At 36.8% G+C, this 21,754-nt stretch carries 17 protein-coding genes and 4 pseudogenes; 11 read left to right on the forward strand and 10 right to left on the reverse strand.

From position 1 onward, the window contains the following. Positions 1-135 precede the first annotated feature (135 nt). Entirely contained in the window at positions 136-1,476 is a 1,341-nt protein-coding gene (locus tag ACIQYG_RS24995) for a nucleobase:cation symporter-2 family protein (protein ID WP_402843770.1), read from the forward strand. 555 nt (positions 1,477-2,031) lie between these two features. On the opposite strand, the pseudogene ACIQYG_RS25000 reads toward ACIQYG_RS24995, so the two are convergent. Further along, positions 2,032-3,165 (reverse strand): annotated as a pseudogene (locus tag ACIQYG_RS25000) (glycosyltransferase family 4 protein); the annotation flags it as partial. Further along, on the reverse strand, positions 3,162-4,262 hold the full coding sequence (locus ACIQYG_RS25005; RefSeq protein WP_402843773.1) for a CotS family spore coat protein: 1,101 nt from the start codon (positions 4,260-4,262) through the stop codon (positions 3,162-3,164). The pseudogene ACIQYG_RS25000 and the gene ACIQYG_RS25005, both read right to left, overlap by 4 nt. Before the next feature lie 421 nt (positions 4,263-4,683). Here ACIQYG_RS25005 and ACIQYG_RS25010 point away from each other — a divergent pair, with 421 nt between their 5' ends. Both ACIQYG_RS25010 and ACIQYG_RS25015 read left to right on the forward strand, forming a co-directional pair. Further along, on the forward strand, positions 4,684-5,571 hold the full coding sequence (locus ACIQYG_RS25010) for a Vgb family protein (RefSeq protein WP_402843776.1): 888 nt from the start codon (positions 4,684-4,686) through the stop codon (positions 5,569-5,571). Between the two features lie 25 nt (positions 5,572-5,596). Beyond that, positions 5,597-6,250, forward strand: coding sequence for a Vat family streptogramin A O-acetyltransferase (locus ACIQYG_RS25015; RefSeq protein ID WP_402843779.1), 654 nt, complete (start codon positions 5,597-5,599; stop codon positions 6,248-6,250). Positions 6,251-6,491: 241 nt separating this feature from the next. Here ACIQYG_RS25015 and ACIQYG_RS25020 read toward each other — a convergent pair. The 7 genes and pseudogenes from ACIQYG_RS25020 to ACIQYG_RS25050 form a co-directional block, all read right to left on the reverse strand. Further along, positions 6,492-6,891: pseudogene (locus ACIQYG_RS25020) on the reverse strand (DinB family protein). A 207-nt stretch (positions 6,892-7,098) separates the two neighbouring features. Continuing rightward, positions 7,099-7,518: a VOC family protein gene (locus ACIQYG_RS25025; RefSeq protein ID WP_402843782.1), complete on the reverse strand. Its 420-nt coding sequence runs from the start codon at positions 7,516-7,518 to the stop codon at positions 7,099-7,101. Positions 7,519-7,689: 171 nt separating this feature from the next. Continuing rightward, complete coding sequence (locus ACIQYG_RS25030; RefSeq protein ID WP_402843784.1) at positions 7,690-8,208, reverse strand: histidine phosphatase family protein; 519 nt, start codon at positions 8,206-8,208, stop codon at positions 7,690-7,692. 407 nt (positions 8,209-8,615) lie between these two features. Continuing rightward, positions 8,616-9,902 carry an MFS transporter gene (locus ACIQYG_RS25035; protein ID WP_402843787.1) on the reverse strand — a complete coding sequence of 429 codons (1,287 nt, stop codon included), beginning with the start codon at positions 9,900-9,902 and terminating at the stop codon, positions 8,616-8,618. A 95-nt stretch (positions 9,903-9,997) separates the two neighbouring features. Next, positions 9,998-10,753, reverse strand: a pseudogene (locus tag ACIQYG_RS25040) (class I SAM-dependent methyltransferase). 105 nt (positions 10,754-10,858) lie between these two features. Further along, entirely contained in the window at positions 10,859-12,277 is a 1,419-nt protein-coding gene (locus ACIQYG_RS25045; RefSeq protein ID WP_402843790.1) for a sensor histidine kinase, read from the reverse strand. Then, positions 12,274-12,999, reverse strand: coding sequence for a response regulator transcription factor (locus ACIQYG_RS25050; protein WP_402843793.1), 726 nt, complete (start codon positions 12,997-12,999; stop codon positions 12,274-12,276). The genes ACIQYG_RS25045 and ACIQYG_RS25050 overlap by 4 nt, the downstream gene beginning before the upstream one ends. A gap of 240 nt (positions 13,000-13,239) precedes the next feature. Here ACIQYG_RS25050 and ACIQYG_RS25055 point away from each other — a divergent pair, with 240 nt between their 5' ends. The 8 genes and pseudogenes from ACIQYG_RS25055 to ACIQYG_RS25090 all read left to right on the forward strand — a co-directional run bounded on the left by ACIQYG_RS25055 (position 13,240) and on the right by ACIQYG_RS25090 (position 19,828). Beyond that, entirely contained in the window at positions 13,240-14,151 is a 912-nt protein-coding gene (locus tag ACIQYG_RS25055) for an ABC transporter ATP-binding protein (RefSeq protein WP_402843796.1), read from the forward strand. Further along, entirely contained in the window at positions 14,148-14,906 is a 759-nt protein-coding gene (locus ACIQYG_RS25060) for an ABC transporter permease (protein ID WP_402843798.1), read from the forward strand. The genes ACIQYG_RS25055 and ACIQYG_RS25060 overlap by 4 nt, the downstream gene beginning before the upstream one ends. A gap of 16 nt (positions 14,907-14,922) precedes the next feature. Beyond that, positions 14,923-15,654, forward strand: coding sequence for an ABC transporter permease (locus ACIQYG_RS25065; protein WP_402843801.1), 732 nt, complete (start codon positions 14,923-14,925; stop codon positions 15,652-15,654). A gap of 880 nt (positions 15,655-16,534) precedes the next feature. Beyond that, a pseudogene (locus tag ACIQYG_RS25070) lies at positions 16,535-16,623 on the forward strand (GntR family transcriptional regulator); the annotation flags it as partial. Between the two features lie 117 nt (positions 16,624-16,740). Further along, positions 16,741-16,911 (forward strand): Spo0E family sporulation regulatory protein-aspartic acid phosphatase, encoded by a 171-nt coding sequence (locus tag ACIQYG_RS25075; protein ID WP_402843804.1) that lies wholly within the window; start codon positions 16,741-16,743, stop codon positions 16,909-16,911. A 169-nt stretch (positions 16,912-17,080) separates the two neighbouring features. Further along, positions 17,081-17,740, forward strand: coding sequence for a GntR family transcriptional regulator (locus ACIQYG_RS25080; RefSeq protein ID WP_402843807.1), 660 nt, complete (start codon positions 17,081-17,083; stop codon positions 17,738-17,740). Beyond that, a complete protein-coding gene (locus tag ACIQYG_RS25085; protein ID WP_402843809.1) occupies positions 17,727-18,722 on the forward strand; it encodes a DMT family transporter in 996 nt (331 codons plus the stop codon). Before ACIQYG_RS25080 ends, ACIQYG_RS25085 begins: the two co-directional genes overlap by 14 nt. Before the next feature lie 488 nt (positions 18,723-19,210). Further along, positions 19,211-19,828, forward strand: a complete 618-nt coding sequence (locus ACIQYG_RS25090; RefSeq protein ID WP_402843812.1) for a cell wall hydrolase — start codon at positions 19,211-19,213, stop codon at positions 19,826-19,828. Between the two features lie 322 nt (positions 19,829-20,150). Here ACIQYG_RS25090 and ACIQYG_RS25095 read toward each other — a convergent pair whose 3' ends face one another. Next, the gene (locus ACIQYG_RS25095; protein WP_402843815.1) at positions 20,151-21,254 is read right to left on the reverse strand and encodes a spore germination protein; all 1,104 of its coding nucleotides are present in this window, start codon (positions 21,252-21,254) and stop codon (positions 20,151-20,153) included. Positions 21,255-21,754 lie beyond the last annotated feature (500 nt).

Consider the following 21,754-nt stretch of genomic DNA (forward strand, 5'->3'; position numbering starts at 1 on the left):
ACCGATTTTGTAAATAGCGTTTCTTAATAAGCAACAACAAACCCATCCATAAGGAAGTATTTACAAAATCACAAGGAGGCGATTTCGTTACATTCATATAATTGGAAAGTCGTGACTAATTAAAAGGGGGCAAACATGGAAAAATTAGGAAAACTAAACACGTTATTGTTAGGTTTACAGCATGTTTGTGTAATGTATGGAGGAGCGGTAGCTGTTCCACTAATCGTCGGTCCTGCAATCGGCTTGACACAAGAACAGATCATATACCTGATCTCGTTTGATTTACTCGCCTGCGGGATAGTCACCTTGCTTCAAGTTATTGGCGGTAAAGGATTTGGTATAAAATTACCTGCTTTAATGGCTGTTTCTTTTATCGTGGTTGAGCCAGTAATAGCCATAGGATCGGTCCATAGTATAACCGGGGTTTTAGGCGCAGTTATGGTATCCGGAATAATTGTTGCCATTTTATCAGGAGTAATCGGTAAATTAATACCCTATTTCCCACCAATCGTTGCAGGGTCCGTCATATTAATCATAGGCGTGTCATTAATGCCAGTTGCCATGAAAAATGCAGCGGGCGGAGTCGGTTCCCCCACCTTTGGAGATCCTATGAATCTAATGCTAGCTTGTTTTACACTAGTGAGTTTCCTTTTATTGAATACACTTACTAAAGGTTTCTTGAAAGCGGTTTCAGTTCTTTTCGCCATGATTCTTGGCACTATATTGGCTGGTATTTTAGGTATGGTCGATACCTCTGGCTTTTTAGAGGCCAGCTGGTTTACAATGGTGACTCCTTTTTATTTTGGGGTACCTACCTTCGACCTTTCATCTATTATCACTATGACAATCATATCTTTAATCATAGCTGTGGAAAGTATAGGCGTCTTTTTGACACTCGGGGAAGTATGCGGGAAGGAAATAACCGAAAAAGATGTGGAAAAGGGCCTCCGTGCAGAAGGAATAGGAAGCTTCATAAGTGGTATCTTCAACTCTTTCAACCATTCTACCTTCTCACAAAATGTTGGCTTGGTCTTGCTGACAAAGGTAACTCAGCGCTCGGTAGTAGTCACGGCAGGCTGTATCCTAATCTTTCTAGCTTTTGTGCCTAAGGTTGCCGGTCTTACGACGATGATCCCTTTACCCGTTCTGGGCGGGGCCATGATACCAATGTTCGGCATGCTTCTATCTGCAGCTTTGGGGATGATAGCCAAAGCGGATTTAAGCAAACCTTCCAATCAATTGACGATTGCACTTGGAATAGGAGTCGGTCTGGCAGTCAAGGGGGTCCCGGAAGCATTCGATAAATTCCCGGAAACAGTCCAATTAATATGTGGAAACGGAGTGGTGATGGGTACAATAACACTGGTTGTGTTAAATGCCATCCTGAATGGAAAAACAAATCCATCTATTACACACCATCATTCCATACCCGAAATTCAACCAAGCATGAGCCAGAATATTAATATCCACCCTTAGAAAGTAGCGGACAAGGCAATTCTCTAAGGGTGTCTAGTTGGCTAGGTTCTCCAACACTTTTAATTATAACCTTATTCAGGGAATTTTCAAACAAATAATACAAGCACCTTGCAACAGCCTATTTAATAGGTAAGCAAGGTGCTTTTTTTTACTCAATTATGGCTCTTCAACTTGTTTCATTTGAAAAGAGAGCGATATAACCCTCCAAAAATTTGGAGTCCCTCCCGAAATTTCCCGACCTTTTTGGGGTCTATATTCAAGGGGTCCCTTAAATTGTATTTTTTTTACAAAGTCTGATTCCGAGGGGTGTCATTGACAAATTTTCTGCATAATAAAATTGACACTTTGGGTGGTTCTGGAGAGCTTTAAGCTTAACTTTCTTAGCTTATTAGGGGGTAATGGAGGTAGGTCCTGCAAATGTATATCGCCAATCATTTTGTTTTTCGTACCCTTTAGGAATGGTTCACATAAATGTGATCCGTAACCCCTTCAGGACCAGTGACAAGTATTTTAGTAAGCGCAATTCACATCCGCTCCTGATTGGTTATACAGTTATTTTTTCCAAACTTCAAGTATTTCAGATCCTACTCGATTCCATTCATATAAGCTAAGGGCAAGTTCCCTGCCTCTTTCGCCCATTTTATTCATCAGTGATCTGTTTGATAGAATTTCTGTAATCTTCTCTGTAAAACATCCAGGATCTTCTGGATTCTCTACTACAAGCCCATTCTCTCTTATACGAATGACCTCTGGATTTCCCCCTCTTGCAGTTGTTACGATTGGAAGCCCTGCAGCCATTGCTTCATAATGGACGCGTGCAAGCGGTTCTTGCCATATTGATGTACACACGAATAAATCAGCAGCAGCAAACCAATTTTGTATTTCACTAGGTGCGACAAAACCTGTTGAAACAACTGGGATAGGCAGCTTTTTTGCCAATGCTCTTACATAAGCTACATAATCGGTAACATCATTTTGGCTGAACCATTTACTTCCGACAATAACTAAAGCCAAATCCTTAAATTTACTTGAAAGTTCAGGCAGTGCCCGAATTAACCTATCGACGCCTTTATTACTTGATAATCTTCCTGCAAATAATATGACCGTTTTGTTTTCAAGACCGTTTGCTTTACGTAATTCATTACGAATTTTTTGCATTTTCGAGTGACTGCCAGGCAGAAAGCGATTGGTGTCAACACCAGAATAGATGGTGCGAATCTTTGATGAAGCTTGTGGATATAAACTTTTTATGACATTGCCTATATAATCACTGACAGTTACAATATTTGTAACTTCGTCTATGGCTGCTTTTGCTTCTTCCGGATTGATTTTCTCTGGATTAAACATATCATTATGCATGCTAAGGGTAATTTTTGAATGAGGTGCTGCTTTTCGGACAGGAAGGACTAATCGAGGTCGATTGAATATATGAATTAGATCGAAATGATTTGCCTCAAGATAACTAATAACCTCTTCTCGATATACTTCGAATATTTTTCCAGGTACACGTACATAACGGTTTCCATCAATCGTCTCTTGGTCAGGAAGTGATGGATCATTAATTCCTAAAACCGTAATATCATGGGCTTTACTTAAATGTGGCAGGATGCCTGAGATATAGGTTTGAATGGCCCCGCCCAGTACCGGAGGAACAGGAAGCTTTTCGGTACAAATCATTAAAATTTTCATGTTTGCTCTATTCCCTTCCAATCATCTTTAATTTCTTCTAAAACTGGCCATTTTGTCTGATCGGTATCAACAATTGTTTGAATCATCGTTGTTGTTTGATCATTTAGAAATAATTCAGGTTCATATACTACTTCTTTAATATTCTTGTAAAATTCATTTGGGCCAGATAAATCGATCATTAAGATATCATATAGTTGCGATGAAATTGGATTTGCCTCGTGATAGGACTTGATCATTTCTCTTACCCAAGTTGTATCCCATCTATATAAATCCGCCATTGTGCCGGTAATCAGTTTTCTCAAATCGCGAATAGGAAGGTCATAAGCAACACCGTCAAGGTCAATAATCCACATTCCATTAGAGCCCATTTGACCATTTGACCAGCCATAATCTTGATGCACTAATCCCCAATATTCATTTCCTCTTTGTGCTAACTCTAGATAGCTTGATTCATTTAATTTTTCTAAGCTTCTTTTTGCTTGTTCTTCGAATTGATCTAAAACATTCAGCAAATAAGAGCTTGCAGGCATTTCATCATATGCATTGGCAATGTTTCGAAACCAATCCATCTTATTGATGACTTTTTCATAAGTCGCTGGCCATTTATATAACCGGGATGCAACTTCAGCTTGTTGGGGCGGCACATACCCTTTGCTTAAAAGATGGAATTCGCCGAGAGCATTACAAAGGTGTTTGGCTCCTTCCAAATCTTTTGATACAGGTGTCAATGATTCGATCCACTCAGCGACGAACCATAACTTCCCTCCAGCCTCAACATAATCCCTTCCATCTTTGGTTTTCACGATGGGCGGTACTCTTGCTTCCTTAACATTAACTAAATATTCTTGAGCTCCTAAGCTAAACATGCTTCTTGTAGGTCTTCTGTGTAAAAGTTTTAAACTCTTTGGCCCTGAACTTGTTTCCATTTTCCATATAGAGCCGCCTTTATCTGGTTTTGTTGTAACAACTTGAATGTCCTGAACGGAGAAACCGTAATGTTCAAGAACTTCCAGTGCCATTTTTTCAATATATTCAGGAACAAAAAACTCATGAGTGAGCTCATCTTCTTCCCAAGGCACAATTATTGCTTTCTCCATGAAAACCCCTCCTGTGATATATATAAAAGTATTTTCCGCCAAAATAAGGGCAAGGTCACGACAGATTCATTATGTTCTAATATCAGGTTGTATCCATATACAAGCATAATTTTCTAATGTTGAATATTGTTCTTTATTAAATACCCGTATTAATCAACACCGCTGGAGTAACCATACTTTTTAATAAACTATGTGGAAAAAAAACTTTTGTATCGGACAATTCACCCAAATTGTTAGGTAATTGGGTTCTGGTGCAAATATGACCTATTAGAAACATAGAATCTCAATAACCTTTTCATCTATGAATTAAAATCTCTGCTTGGACAGACTTTACCCCATGTGCAAAAACTTTTTCGCAGGATTTCAATTATCTATAACGAATGATATAGAAGAATTTCATACAAAAAGGAGGAGGCATATAGTGGGGATAAAAATGGACGAATACGAACTTCTTGACAAAGATTCAGGCCCATATGGAATAACTGCCGGAAAAGATGGTGCGCTATGGTTTACACAACATAAAGCAAATCAAATTGGACGCATTACCGTTCACGGTGAAGTCACTCAATTCGCTGTTCCTACACCCAATGCTGGTGTGCTATCCATAATCTCCACAACTCAGGGTGATGTATGGTTTACGGAAAATAGGGCGAATAAAATTGGAAAACTGGCAGGTACAGGTGAAATCATCGAATATACTCTCCCGAATCCAAATTCAGCACCTTTTGGAATAACGGAAGGACACAATGGAGACATTTGGTTTACCGAGATGAATGGAAATAGGATAGGGCGAATTTCATCATCAGGTGAAATGATTCAGTATGATTTACCAAGTCCCGGCTGTTATCCCTCTTTTATTGTTGCTGGACCTGACGGCGCCATTTGGTTTACTGAGAATCAGAGTAATCAAATTGGGCGGATTACGATGCTTGGAGAAGTGACCAATTACACTTTGCCAACAGCACATGTTGGTCCTGTAGGCATTACAAGCGGACCGGACGGTGCACTCTGGTTTGTGGAGATTAATGGAAATAAAATCGGACGCATCACTACTTCTGGAACAATAAGTGAATATACCATCCCTACTGCAGATGCCCGCCCACACGCAATAGTGACGGGTCCTGACCGTGCTTTATGGTTCACTGAATGGGGAAGTAATCAAATTGGGCGCATTACCATGCAAGGAGAAATTACGGAATATCCAATTCCCACACAAAATGCGGAGCCACATGGAATTGCAGCAGGTCCTGATGGTGCCATTTGGTTCGCTGAGGAATGCAATAAGATCGGCCGGCTAAGTTTATTATAAAAACCCTGAAAGGCAGTGGATATCCATGGAATCAAATAAGCAACATGGGCCAAATCCTCAAGATAAATATCCGATTAAAGGAAATCACGTCGTGCAATTCATTAAAAATACAATCACTAGACCAAACATTATTGCGGGTGAATATTCATATTACGATGCAAGAAATGGTGAGTCTTTTGAAGATCAAGTGTTATATCACTACGAATTCTTCGGTGACAGACTTGTCATTGGGAAATTTTGCGCCATGGCACCTGGTGTAACGTTTATTATGAATGGGGCCAATCATAGAATGGATGGTTTTTCAACCTATCCCTTCAACATTTTCGGACACGGATGGGAGAAGTATACGCCAGCGTTAGATCAGTTGCCGTTTAAAGGTGATACCATAATTGGAAATGATGTTTGGATAGGAATGGATACTGTCATCATGCCTGGAATAAAAATTGGGGATGGTGCAATTGTAGCCGCCAAATCGGTTGTTACCAAAGATGTGGAACCTTACACCATCGTTGGAGGGAATCCCGAAAAGAAACTTAAAACCCGCTTCTCAGAAGAAATCATTAACGAACTGCTGGAAATTAAATGGTGGGATTTGGATATCTCTATCATTTCTGCTCATATTGATGTGATAGTAAATGGGGATATGGAAAGTCTTAGAACCTTAAAAAATAAAAGATGACAATGCATCAGCTTCAGAGATTCCGATTCTTTAACAAATTAATGGAGGGAAAATCACGGAAATGATCAAACTTTTTACAAGATATTAATTCCATTGAATATATTAGGATCGTTTTTTAACCATGGCTTTGATTTTTGAAACAAATAAAAAGAGACCACCTATAAGTGGTCTTCTTGTGCATCCTATGGAACTGACGCACCTGTTACTTTATAGAAACCGACTAAATTAATATCTATTTGGATTATTTATTGGAATGAGAGGAAAGACCCCGACCTATAAGGTTTGCAGAAACAGGCTTTTTCCCTAATTCCCTTGCCCAAATTGATAATTGCCCTATATGGTGAATTTCGTGAGCAATAGTATGTCGCATTATTTCACCCCAAGTATCCGTCACAATTCTTCCATCCTGCAAGGTATCATAAAATAATTGATTTTCCATACTAGCATCTCTCCTGAAAGTCAGTTTTACCTTGTAAGAGACGTATCCAGCTCCATTCGACATCAACAATATGGAAAAGTGTATGCAATATACTTCCCATTCCACCCGTTCGGTTCCGCAGAAGTTCTTCTTCACTTAACTCTTCACACCAACGATACCAGTCTTCTCTTACCATCCAGTTATATCTAAAAAAAGTTTGCAAAAATGCCCCTCCCCATTTAGAAAATAATTTAAAAATACTATTAGAGCAATGCCAAGTATTGTTAAATATTACTATTTATACAAACATAGGTTGAATTCCTTTTTTCAACAATCCCTGTCCCTTTATTTCCATAAGAAAAAGCTACCTAAAAGACAGCTCCGATCATCAGCTAACGCACCTGTAAGTTCAACAAGAAAACAGTCTTTTCTATTGTGAGATAAGGTATTTTTCTTTGAAAATTGGACTCAATTCACTCCATACATCAAATTTATTACCATCTAAATCAAAGAAAACAAAATTCCTTCCAGAATGCCCTCTATTTTCAATTGCACCAATTCTAATCTGTTTACCGATAAAATCTCTATGTATAGCTTCTAAAGCATTTAATCCATTAACTTCAAATGTTATAGAAAAACGCTCAACACCGTAAATATCATAGAAATTTGAGCTTTGATTTTCTTTAGATTTAACAAGGAAAAAACTTTGGTTCGCAAAATTAAGAATTGCTTTGTCTTCGTCTTTATAGCTTAACTCTGCCCCCAATTTGTTTACATACCATTCAGAAGAATGTTCTACATTTGAAACTGGGATATAAGTAGTTCCTACCCTTAATAATTTTTTATTCATCCTGTTCGCCTCCTTTAATTACTTGAATAAACTCATTTCCCACTTATATATCTTTCCCCTTTTAATTATCCATAATTACCCTTTTGCATTTTCAACTATCCTGCCCCGAAAAGGAGCTGTTGATCAGCTCCTGATATTAAAGAAGTTAAAATTATTTAGCGCGAACATAAGTTAATTCAAATGCGTAGTACTATTTAAAAATCTTATAAGTTTGTATGGATGATCGGTATACTCAAGAAGATGTATACCTGTATTATTAGAATTGAACCACACATCATTAATTTCGGGTGGTAATTGAAGAAAGCTTTCAATCATTTTAGTAATCATCCCCCCATGGGATATTATAGCAATTCGTTTATAATTTGCACTGTTCTCTCTAATATGGGAAAGGACATTTTGAGCTCGTAATCTAAAATCAAATTCACTCTCCATATCTTGCATCTCTCGTAAATCATCTAAGAATATTACTGGGCATTGGATAGTATTGGATAGAGTTTCAGCAGTTTTACTAGCACGAAGCAAGGTACTTGACCATATGAATTCTGGTGGAAACTCTTCTGATACACGCCGGCACATTTTTTCTACTTGTTCAACTCCCTTAATAGTAAGTGGTAAATCTGTAGTTCCTTCGTAATTTTCTTCTAGAAAATCGTCTTCTGACTCACCATGTCGAATTAATAGTATCTGCAAGATAACACCTCAACTTTGCTTATTTATCCATATTAATAATTCAATTCAACTTTAATAAAACCTTTAAAAGAATAAAAACTGAGGTATTTTTTATAACTCTAAATCCTATTAAGGTTTTTTAAAAACCTTGTTCAACTATCCTGCCCCATTAGTTCATTAAGAGATTCAGTTTAATGGTCCTTTTAAATATGTTTTATGATATTTTTTTAGAATCCCCAAACAATAATTAGAACCCCAAACACTACAAAGAACAAAATCGGTAGCTGAAAAATATTCATGTAAGCTCCTAATGCCCATGAAGGGGTATCGCCAAACTGCGGTATTTTGTATGATAAGCAAATCCCAGTAAAAAAAGCCGTTTCCTGTACGATAGGAAATGACTTTTTTTCTCTTATTATATGGATTCTTTAGAAATTAGTTATTTTATTTTTACTTCCCCGAGACCAGATAACCACTGGAATCAATAATAAAGATAATAACCCACCGATAAATGATAAGGCTGTATAACTTGAACCGGCCACAATCATTCCAGATAAGGCTCCGCCGGAAGCTCCTGATAATGCAATTAAAACATCCACTGTACCTTGAGTTTTAGCCCGATTTGAAGTGTCAGTTGAATCAACAATAAGAGCAGTCCCACTTATTAAACCAAAATTCCATCCTAATCCAAGTAAAGAAAGAGCAATTACTAGGAGAATCATAGAATCGCCTGGTGCAATCGCCGATATTAAACCGGCCAGAAGCAGTGTGGCTCCAGAGGCAATAGCCATGGCAGTACGGCCAAACTTATCAACAAGGACACCTGTAACCAGTGAAGGAAGATACATTGCAGCTATATGAAATCCAATAACGAGACCTATTTCACCCAAGTCATGTCCATGATGTCCCATATGAACTGGCGTCATGGTCATAATGGCCACCATTACAATTTGAGTAAGAACCATAATTGTCGCACCAACAATAATGCCTCTTTTGTTTTCTATTTGTTCAGTATCAGCCGAATGTTCCATTCGATTACTTTCTTGTTTGGACGCTTCTATTGTTCTTGCTATAACTAATGGGTCTGGGCGAAGCAAAACGAAAAGGACAAGACCTGCTAAGATAAATGCTGCCGCTGATAAAATGAAAGGACCGGCGAGTGAAGGAACGCCAATAGAAAGAGCAAAATCTCCCATTACATTCACTAAATTCGGACCAGCAACTGCCCCAAATGTTGTAAACACCATGGTAATACTAATAGCGGTGGCTCGCTGTTTATTGTTAGCCAAATCCGTACCAGCGTAACGAGCTTGTAAATTTGTCGCTGTTCCTGCACCATAGATGAGCAGGGAAGCAAATAAAAGGAAAACGCTATTTATGATGGCTGCCGTTATGACTCCTATTGCTCCAAGTCCACCTATCATAAAACCAGCTGTCAGACCTGTACGGCGACCGTAACGTTGAGAAAGTCTCCCTACGATTAAAGCAGCCCCGGCAGATCCTAAAGTAAATAAACTCGATGGCACTCCAGCAAATGCATCTGTGCCAAGCATTTGTTGTGCAAGAAGTGCCCCCACCGTAACTCCAGCCGCTAACCCGGCACCACCAAAAATTTGTGAAATACTTATAATAATTAATGTACGTTTGTATAACATCTTTTGTTTTTCTTGAGAATCTACATAACTCTGGTTCATTTGATATGTTTTACTGGACATTTGTTAAGACCTCATTTATCATTCTGTAATTTCTCCCCACCATGTACACCTTCCTCTAGACGAAATGCATTAATACCTAATAAAAATATTCACCTTCACTTTTTTAGTTTAAAAACCATAAAATCAGCACATCTGAAATCTTCTTCAAATGAAGGATATTTTTCTAACATCTCTTTTGAAGGCTTAGGTTCTATTATGCTTTCTAAAATAAAACCTGTTTTGATTAAAGTGTTTATATAACTTGTTAATGTTCTATAAAAGAATAGCATTTTTTCTTTATCCCCTAAACGTTGTTCATACACACCTTCATAAAAATATTTATCTACGTTCCAATGCAACTTTTTACCGTCCTTTGTTTTTTCCCAACCACTTTCTGGAGTAACAAAACAAGGATGCAAAATCGAAAATATAAAACAGCCTCCATCTACTAATAGACGATACATTTCCTGAAATGCTTTTTCGTAATTTGCAAGATCTTGAATGACCATATTGGATACTATTAAATCGAAACTTTTGTCCTCTAAAGAATTCAAGTCCTCACAATTCCCCTGCCTATAATCAATCAACAAATCATTTGGAGTTCTTCCCTTAGCAATTTCTATCATCCGTGATGAATAATCCACAGCAGTTACAGTCGCTTCGGACCTCGCTAACATTCGACTTAAATAGCCCTCGCCACACCCGGCATCTAAAACCTTTTTATTACTTACTGTTTCCATAAGAGATAATAAAGTTGGATTTAAAAAAACTTCTTTATGAAGGTCTCCTTACTCGGTATGATTTGCAGAATATGTATCCGCGAAACTATCCCACCTTTTAATCGCCTCTTCTGTACCAATATTTTGATTCATGTTAACTCCTCCCTGTTCTTTTGCATCACTTCGCTAAGATTCTTCTAACCTCCCCCGATAGTTGCATAAAGAAAAAGCTGCCTTAAAGACAGCTCCGATCTTTAGCTAACGCACCCGTTTTAGTGGAAAAATAATATTACATTTGGTACCAAGTTGAGGTTTACTATCTATTTCAATATAACCATCATGAGCTATAACAATTTGTCTTGCAATTGCCATCCCTAAACCAGTACCTGAAATATTAGAGGAAGCACTTATTCCTCTAAAATAACGGTCAAATAAGCGTTCAACTGTTTCTTGGTCCATTCCTACCCCATCGTCCTCGATTGTAAGTTGAATTTCTCTTTCAAGCGAATCCTCATGTAATATGATTGTAACTTTAGTATTTGGAGGGTTGTGTTTGATACTATTCGCAATTAAATTTTCAACTGCTCGCTTTAAATATCTTTCATCCATGTTAAAAATAATTGTATTATTGTTAGGTTCAAAAGAGAACATCTTATTTTCTGATTCCGGCAATCTTTTCAGTTGTTCTAAAACGTTGTTGATGACTTCTACTAAATTTTTTTTTTCACGTTGTATAGGAAGAGCCTCATTTTTTAATTGAAAAGTTAGGCTAAAGTCTTCAATCAGTTGCTCCATATACTCCACACGTTCTTCCATGGTTCTAGCAAAGTGACGTACTTTATCTTGTTCCCAATCATATTCAGTTGAAGATAGTAGTACAGTATAGCCCTTAATAACAGATAAAGGAGTCTTTAAGTCATGGGACACGCCTGTCATCCATTCTTCCCGTGTCTTTTCTAATAACTCTCTTTCTTCTGTGTTTTTCTGAAGGGTTGATGTAAGTTTAGAAAGTGCATGCATCAATTCTTGATATGTTTTATATTCGGCTTTATTGAGTCGGTGTTTTTTTAAATGAAACTTTCTAAAGGGTTCTTCATATTTTCCTTTAGATAGATTTTCAATCCAGGAAACCATATACAGTAATGGAGCACCTAATTGTTTCCCGAAAAATAAGGCAATTAGAATTCCAATTAAAATGATGGAAAGAATCCACAGATTATTCATCCAATAAAGAAATGGCTTATTGCTTGTCATTGGTTTCCCTAACACCCATGTTAAATCCTGATTGTTTTTGTTTTCATACCATGTAGATAATTGATACCCTTTTTTTGCTGGATATAGGTAATCTGATACTAGTTCTCCAGGGATATAATGATTCGGTATGGTTTTTGGTTTATTAAAGAAGAAGATCTCATTTCCCTGTTCATCTAATACCTGAAGCCACATCTGGTTCTTTAATAAATCTTCCTTTGTTTTCGAGTTGATTGAAAGTTGTTGATCCATAACAGCCGTATCGGCAACAATTTTGCTAATTAATAAGCGTGGAGTTTCAATTTTGTTATGCCCTAAAAAGAAGCTGAACAAAAGCGTACTTATCACGATGAGTGAACCCCAAATAAGCATGAGCCAGAAAAGACGTGATACAAAGTAAAATGCCACTCGATTTCTTAATTTCACTTTATATCCTCGCTTGTTGCAGCTTCAAATATATAACCTAATCCCCGAACTGTTTTAATCCATTTAGGTCTGCTTGGATCTGCCTCTATTTTTTCACGTAATCGGCGCACATGTACCATTACGGTGCTATCCCCGCCATAAAATTCGCCCCATACATCTTTATAAAGTTGATGTTTGCTCAAAATTTGATTAGGGTGTTTACAAAAATAGAGCAAAAGTTTCATCTCTTGGGTTGGGCATTCTATCCTTGTTCCATCAACAATAAGTCTTCCCATATTGGGGTCAATTTTAAAATAGCCATAATCAAACACCTGCTTTAGAGAATGAGATGAGGAAACTTGAGGAGTTCGCTTTAATTGTGCTTTGACACGAGCTACAACCTCTAATGGGTTAAAGGGTTTCGTAATATAGTCATCTCCACCAAAACTAAACCCCTGCAACTTATCTAAATCTGTTGCTTTTGCCGTTAAAAACAGTATGGGTGCATTTGTATGCGAGCGAATTTTGCTGCATAGAGTATAGCCATCAATGTCTGGCAGCATAACATCCAACAATATAATGTCCGGATTTTCTTGTGTTGTTTTTAAGAGGGCCTCGGTTCCTGTAATGGCTGTTAAGATATTATGAAACCCTTCCTTCTCAAAGACAGTTATTAATAAATCTAGGATATGCTGATCGTCATCAACCATCAGGATTTTATGCTCTTCGAGCTTGAAAGTCATATGTATCCTCCCCTTCTATCTTATTATTTTACATGAAAGGGTGGGCTTACAAATCAGTTATAGAAAAGAATTAATACTCTGTTCAAGGTTCTGAATATTTCGATTTATTTTATCGCTGTGGTTATTGGGGCTCATCATATTAGATATAAATATTCCTAGACTGTTGTTAAACATATGTTTAGGAAGAGTTTCGTTCGTGTTTAAAAACTTTCGTTTACGATAGAAGTGAGGTGAGGAGCAATGAAAGATCAAATCGTTGTAACGAACGAACTGACGAAAAAGTATAAGAACCACACATCCGTAGATGGGTTAAATTTACGGATCGAACGTGGGCAAATTTACGGATTTCTCGGACCAAACGGTGCTGGAAAAACAACAACAATCCGAATGTTACTAGGTTTGATTAAACCAACAAAAGGAAGTATCGAAATCTTTGGCCAGAACCTAATCAAAAATCGTTTGCAAATTTTACAACGAATCGGGTCACTAGTCGAGTCTCCAACGTATTATGGCAACTTAACTGGTTACGAAAACTTAGAGGCTGTTCGTAGGTTACGGGCTATTCCCGAAAAACGAGTCAACGAAGTTCTGGAAATTGTCAGATTAACTACAGTAGCTAACCGGCTAACAAAAGAGTATTCCCTTGGAATGAAGCAGCGTCTTGGAATTGCTGCAGCTCTGTTAAGCAGTCCAGATTTATTGATTTTGGATGAACCCACAAACGGTTTGGATCCGTCGGGCATCCAAGAAATGAGAGAGCTGATCAAAGAATTACCTAAGTCAGGAATGAGTGTTCTTGTATCCAGTCATTTGTTGAGTGAAATAGATCAAATGGCTACACAAGTAGGAATCATTAATAACGGAAAAATGATTTTCCAGGATTCGATAGAACGATTACGACAAAAACGGAAACCATTATTAAAAGTCGGGGTAAGCGACGTAATCGAAGCAAAGACACTATTAAAAGGGAAAGGATTAAAGGTTGAAATGCAAAAAGACTTTTTGTGGTTGGCCCAAACAGAACCAGAGTTTGTTTCAGAGATTAACTCCATTCTTGTGCATTCGGGAGTTTCTGTGTATCGGCTTGAAGAAGTGAAACGGTCACTCGAAGATATTTTCTTGGAATTAACCGGAACCGAGGGAAGTCTATGAAAAAGATATTATGGGCGGATCGAATAAAGCTAAAACGTTCCTCGTTATTTATTGTAGTCTTATTGGTCCCCTTACTGATTTTGGCATATGAATTGGTGAATCTCACATATCGAGTAGAGTATGTGGAAAAACAAGCTAAGATGTTCCATGCCGGCTCTATGTGGATGTTTTTATTGTATGATAATAGTTTATTATTCGGCCTTGGTTTTCCGTTAGCCGCCACACTTGCTGCGTCAATAATAGCGAATATCGAACATCAGGCGAACGGATGGAAACAAACGCTGTCATTACCCATTTCAAGAGTTCAAATCTATTTAAGTAAATTTGTTTGGTTAGTGGTTAGTTTGTTCCTTTCTCTTACTATTTTTCTAGTTGGCATGGTGTTGTTAGGAAAGATGTTAGTGTTTGAAGGAGGTTTGCCATGGGGGCTGTTGCTCGGCGATTGTTACGGCATGTTGATTACAGTGTTGCCTATATTGGCTTTCCAGCTATGGTTATCCATGATTTTTAAAAACCAGGCATTCTCAATTCTTATAGGATCCGTATCAGCGATGATGGGCCTATTTTTGGCTGCTTCTCAAACGACGAGATGGTTTCCACTTGCTTATCCTAGTCAGTCCTCAACGGTTATTTTGCAGTATGAAGGCATAGCGTATAATCCCGATTTTTCAGCCTACCTTATCATCAGTCTTTTGGTAGGAACAATCCTTTTGTTTATAGGATCTATTCATTTTGCTAAACGCGATGTTTTGTAAAAAGGGAGGGAAATACTTGAAAAACATCTTATTTGTTGAACGGTTAAAACTAAAGCGCTCAAAGTTATGGATACTTTATTTGATAGGCCCCTTACTAGGTGTTCTCCTAGCATATACTAATTTCTTTAAAAACTATGATCTTTTTATGAGTCCTGGAGATAATCCATGGGTAGAAGCTTGGACACAAGTTGCCTTGTTTATGGGCCCTTTTGTATTGCCAATTATGGTAGGCATTTTTGCAGCACTTGTTTGTCGGGGAGAACATAGAGGAGGATGGAAACAACTTTTAGCTTTACCAATCAAACACTCAGACATCTTTTTAGGGAAATTTTTAACAGTGGTCCGCATGGTAGTCATTACAATGTTAATTTTAATCATCTTTTTTGTTGGATTTGGTTATATGAAAGGAATGGAAGGTAGTCTTCCTATTATTACAATATTAGGGTTCATGATCAGGGGGATTTTTGCTTGTTTGCCTTTGATCTTGCTACAACTCATTATATCCATCCGAGCTAAAACATTTGGAATACCACTTGCTATTAGCATTGTTTTTACGCTTCCTGCCATCATTATTGCCAGTACACCACTTGGACAGATATATCCATGGACACAGCCTATGTTAGCCATGTCACCGGAGGATGAATCGCCTATTCAATCTTATATCTTATTTTACACACTTTTAATTGGATCCTTCATCGTTCTACTACTTTACGGTGTGAAAAGTTTTACTAAACGTGACATAATCTAACCTTACCTTAAAAGCTGTTATTTAAATGAATCCATAAGGATTCAAACCGTAGGAAACAAACCTTCAGCAAACTTATTCTTTTTTGGGGATTTCTGATAATAAAGGAATTCCCACTATACGTTTTGTTTTTGTGAAAGGCTCTGTTAAACGATAATGTTTTACAATCAGTAAAAAATACAGGACTTTGGGAGGTCCTTTTTTGGGGTTCTTCTTCAACTAACGCACTCGATAGTTTAAGTATTATTCTTCACAAACTATCGGCTGGTTTAATTCAACAATAAGAAATAACGTATAATTAAATATTTTGCCCCTTTAACTTTAAAACCTAAACTATCTTCCTCCTATTATTACTTCATTTAAAGAAGATGATATTTTCAGGTAAATGGAAGGCGAAATAATCTAAGCGACCTTGTGATTCCAAAGTTGATGGATGATCAAGGTCGCTTACTTATTTATTTTAGTAAGAAAATTTTACTTCGTGGATTTGACTCTCGTTTTCTCTTATTATTTTTAACAACCTCTATGAAAAAGGAGATTGACAATGACATGGATGGATATTTTGATGCTAGAAAACTTAATTATAGAGAAAAAAGCTCAGTTATTAACTATATTTGAACTCCATGGACTCAATCATCTTAAAACGATTTAATGTAGCCAAGTGTTAGATCACTTATTGAATCTACATGAAAGAACAAATTACAGTTCCATGTAAACCGAACACGTAACCATTCATTATACATAACCCCATTACTGTTTTCTTTTGCTTACTCAACTCTACCATTTAAGTCCAAAACCTGTCGTTTTTAGAACTTGTTAATCAAATATATTATATTGAAAAATTACAATTGACGGTTAAACCAATATCCGATATATTGGTTTTATGAAAAAAGATATTATTAAAGAGATGAAGTATATCTAACTTTGAAAAAAGCAATCGTTACATTAGAGTTGCAACCTGATCAACGCTTAAGATGGATGATCAAGGTCGCTTACTTATTTATTTTAGTAAGAAAATTTTACTTCGTGGATTTGACTCTCGTTTTCTCTTATTGTTTTTAACAACCTCTATGAAAAAGGAGATTGACAATGACATGGATGGATATTTTGATGCTAGAAAACTTAATTATAGAGAAAAAAGCTCAGTTATTAAATATAGTTGAACTCCATGGACTCAATCATCTTAAAACGATTCAATGTAGCCAAGAGTTAGATCACTTATTGAATCTACATGAAAGAATAAAATACGGTTCCATGTAAGCCGAACACGTAACCATTCATTATACATAACCCAATTACTGTTTTCTTTTGCTTACTCAACTCTACCATCTATGTTCCAAAACCTGTCGTTTTTAGCACTTGTTAATCAAATATATTATATTGAAAAATTACAATTGACGATTAAACCAATATCCGATATATTGGTTTTATGAAAAAAGATATTATTAAACCTATTAAACGTATGTCATTTAGAGATGAAGTATATCTAACTTTGAAAAAAGCAATCGTTACATTAGAGTTGCAACCTGATCAACGCTTAAATGACAAAGAGTTAGCAGAAGAATTTGGAATTAGCCGTACTCCGGTTAGAGAGGCGTTGAAACGTCTTGAGGATGAAGGACTTGTTGAATCTATTCCTGGTTCAGTGACTCGCGTTGCACCATTAAATCTTGAGGAGGCGAAACACGCATTTACTGTGGTAGCAGTTTTACACTCGTTAGCTGCTCGTTTAGCAGTGCCATTATTAAAAGAGTCGGATATTCAAGAATTAGAGTTCAGTAATAAAGCTTTACTATTATCTATTGAGAAAAAAGATATTATAAAAGCAATTGAAGCTGACGAGTTATTCCACAATGTTTTTCTAGATGTGGCAGGAAATCCTGAAATCATTCGTGCGTTAGAACGAAGTATATCTAAGATTCAACGTCTCGAGATTTCTCAGTTCACTTCTATAAATGGTCTAAAGTCAGTGGAACAACATCAGAAAATTATAGAGGCATGCAAAAATAAAGATAAAGAAACAACAGCACATCTTGTAGAACAAAACTGGTTAAGTCTTGGGGAATTACTGACTTATGAGACAGATTGAGGTGAGGAATTTGCGCCCTATTTTTTTAGGTATATGTGCTGCTTTGTTTTTTGCTTTCACCTTTATACTGAATCGAGCAATGGAATTATCAGGTGGTAACTGGATATGGAGTGCCTCACTAAGGTTTATTTTCATGCTTCCATTCCTTATACTTCTTGTTATGGGTAGGAAAAAATTAAAAGTATTATTACAAGTTATGAGAGAGGATTTAAGAACATGGTTTTTATGGAGTTTTGTAGGATTTTGTCTGTTTTACGCTCCATTATGCTTTGCCGCTGCACATGCACCAGGATGGATAATTGCTGGGACATGGCAAATTACTATTATATCGGGATCTTTGTTAGCTCCTCTTTTTATTGAAACCATTCAAACACCAGATGGAATTCTTAAGAAAAGAGGAAAAATCCCAATGAAGGGTATGAGTATGTCATTAATTATTCTTCTTGGTATTTTCCTTATGCAAATGGAACAAGCAAAATCGCTTGCTGTAAAAGATATTTTGTTAGGTATTATCCCTGTTATTGTAGCTTCTTTTGCTTACCCACTCGGTAATCGTAAGATGATGGAGGTTTGTGGAGATCGTCTAGATGCTTATCAACGAGTCCTTGGAATGACATTAGCTAGCTTACCATTTTGGTTTTTACTATCCTTGTACGGTCTTTTTACAACAGGAGTGCCTAGTAAAGAACAAACTATGCAATCTATTTTAGTTGCTATTTGTTCGGGTGTAATTGCAACTATTTTATTTTTTAAAGCAACTGATATGGTTAGAGGAGATATGAAAAAACTAGCTACCGTGGAAGCAACACAATCCATGGAGGTACTGTTTGCTGTTATCGGAGAATTAGTTTTATTACATTCTTCATTTCCTTCTATCTTATCTTGGTGCGGTATGTTAGTAATAATGTTAGGAATGATAGCACATAGTTATATTTCCCATAAGGGTGAAATGACACATAACCAAATATTAGTGCCTAAATGATGTTTTAAAATGTATATATCAAACCTTTTCTTTTTAGCATAAGTAATTTTATTACTTTTGAAAAATGTAGTACTTTAAGTTTTATGTCAAAAATTTATTTATTAAGTAAAAGAATGAACAAAAGCCGATGCCCTTAACATATGGGGAAATCAGCTTTTCCTTTATAAAATGTTGCTTAGCGTACGAAATTCGCGTTTTGTTGGTGCTACCCCATGCCCATCAAGTTAAAATTTCTTTATACCCCAAAACGAAAAAAGCTATCTTCAGCAGCATTAACAGAAAGAATAGCTTATTTTTTCGTTTTGGGTATAATCCTTTTCTTAGATTGATGGCGATAGCGATAGGCGGTACCCCAATAACAGACAAATTCGTCTGAAAATTTCTTCAATTATTGGTTTAAAATAGGAGTAATGTAAGATAAATCTATTTTTTCTTGTATAATAAAGTAGAATAGTAGGAAAATGAATCGAAGGATGTGGTATTATCTGATGTTAAATGTAAAAAAAATGTCGTTTGTTGTTTTTATTTGTTTCATGTTTTTTATACCAAATTCAGTCTTTGCTCAAGAAATTTTACACAATGGAAGTCAAGGACAAGCAGTTTATGACTTACAAGAAAATTTAAAGAAAATGGGTTACTTTTACAGTCAACCAACAGGGTATTATGGTTCAATTACTGATCATGCAGTGAAACAACTTCAACTAGATTCTGGACTATTACCAGATGGAGTTTTTGGATTCCAAACACAACAAAAGTTAAATAGTATTGAAATGATGGCCAGGGTTGTTCATGGAGAAGCTCGAGGAGAAACTTATGAAGGAAAAGTAGCTGTCGCTGCAGTAATTTTGAACCGAATGTCAACGCCAGGTTTTCCTAAAAATACTTACGATGTTATTTTCCAGACAAATGCTTTTACAGCTGTACATGATGGGCAATATTATTTGACCCCAAATAGCTATTCTTATCGAGCTGTTATTGATGCATTACAAGGTTGGGATCCTACTCATGGTTCTGTTTATTATTATAATCCGTTCTCGGCAACAGATGAATGGATTTTCACTAGGGAAACAGTCATTAGAATAGGCAACCACTTATTTGCAAAGTAAAGCTAATCTACATACATATTGAGGAATGATATTTTTATAGTTTCGTATTATAAATATCACTATGTAGTGGGGTATAGTAGAAAGGTCGGGCAGTAGTTGCCCGACCTTTTTGGCGGTACCCCATGCCCATAAATAGGTCAGGTCACCCCCCAAAATGATAAATTGAGCTTATAAGTTACAAGAAAGTCCAACATTTCATTCTGGGGTACTACAAAACTTTAACTTGATGGCAATGTGGTGCTACCCATTATTGGAGATCTATGGTAAGAGACAGGAGAAAAAGAACCAACAGCGAAACCAAGAAACCGTTAACCGTTAAATGTTATGACTTTTCTCCATGTTTGCTAACCTTCCATCGCGAGATCATTAGAAGCACCAGTGGCAGTAAGCCGAATAAATACAACGCGACATTTCCCTGAAAATCCCCTAATTTGAACATGTCATTGATATTTTTCGGAATCATGGCAATGATGTAGATAACCGGAAGCAAGCCATACATACATGGACGAATGCTCTTTTTGAAGAGTTGAGCCAGTCCTAAAGCAGCACCATAGTAGAAGATCGTAAAGGAAGTAAACATTTGCATAATCCATATTACGAGCAACAAAGACTCATATCGTTCAAAGATCAAACCGGTGACTTCAAAACTTCGTATAAGATCAAGTGTCGGCCATGTTCTCGTGACCACTCCATCAACAGATAATGCTCCGATTACCATTACAACCGTTGTCAAATAAAAAATCAACGGTAAAGCAATTCCCATTAGAACGGCTTTTACTGCTTTCTTTGGTTCTTTCATAAATGGCAAAAGGAACAAAATTGTTTCAAAACCAGTGTATGATAGACCAGTTGTCTGTACTCCTTTTAGTACCGGTATCACTCCCAGCCCTAGTACCGGGCGTAGATTATCAATTTCAAATATTTTGAAGCTCAAAAAGGCAACAATCATAAAAAAGATGACGGTAATAGGCAAGATAATTTCAAACATTCGGGCGATCGGGTTCATTCCGCCAATGATAAGATACAGACCTACCCACATAAATGTCATGATGATTGCCCATTTAGGGGTTCCTTCCAACAATAAAAATGTCAATACTTCTGCTAGCGCTCGAATTTGAAACCCGCAAGCTGTAAAATAATAACATATAATAAGCAGACTAAGTAACACTCCAACCCATTTACCAACAATTTCTTGACTGAATTCATAAAAGGTTTTCCCAAGAAACTGTTGGCTTAATTTAACCATGATCACTCCTACGATCATCGCGATCAGACCGCCTAAAATAACGCTGATCCATATATCTGGGGTTTTCACCTTCTCTGTTGCAGTTCTGGGCAAGGTAAGGATTCCAACCCCGAATATAGCATTGGCTACAATAACAGTTACTTGGCCAGTCGTGATTCGGTCATTAAAACTGGTAATCATTGCTGGTCACTTCCTTACTCACAATTTAGGGTTGCTACTTTCAAAAAGTTCATTACTTCACTTCTCATTTTTCCACGCTATTTCTTATAAATAAACGGTACAATATTTTATAATTCCAAAAAAGAACAAAAATTATGTATATATGTATAACATATTAGGTTGACATAATAAGTCCTAACAGAAGCTCCCTTTAACAAACACCATTGGGAACTATGAGGATTCAACCTGTCATAATTTATTGTTTATGCAAATTTTTTTCATTAATCAAAGTTTGTGCACTCTCAAGCGCACCTGGAAGCTGTATAAAAAAGTGGGATTTTATGCAACTTCTTATTCAAGAAAATGGCCCAATTGTTGAATAAAGATCAAACAGTACTCTTCAACTATCCTGCCCCGTTAGTTCCATAAATCGAGTAGGAGGAGGTGCCTAGCCTCCGACCTCTCACACCACCGTACATACCGTTCGGTATACGGCGGTTCAGTTTAAGTCTGACGTAGTT

It is taken from the genome of Peribacillus sp. NPDC096622 (genome assembly GCF_044762665.1).
In the GTDB taxonomy this organism is placed as follows: domain Bacteria; phylum Bacillota; class Bacilli; order Bacillales; family DSM-1321; genus Peribacillus; species Peribacillus frigoritolerans_B.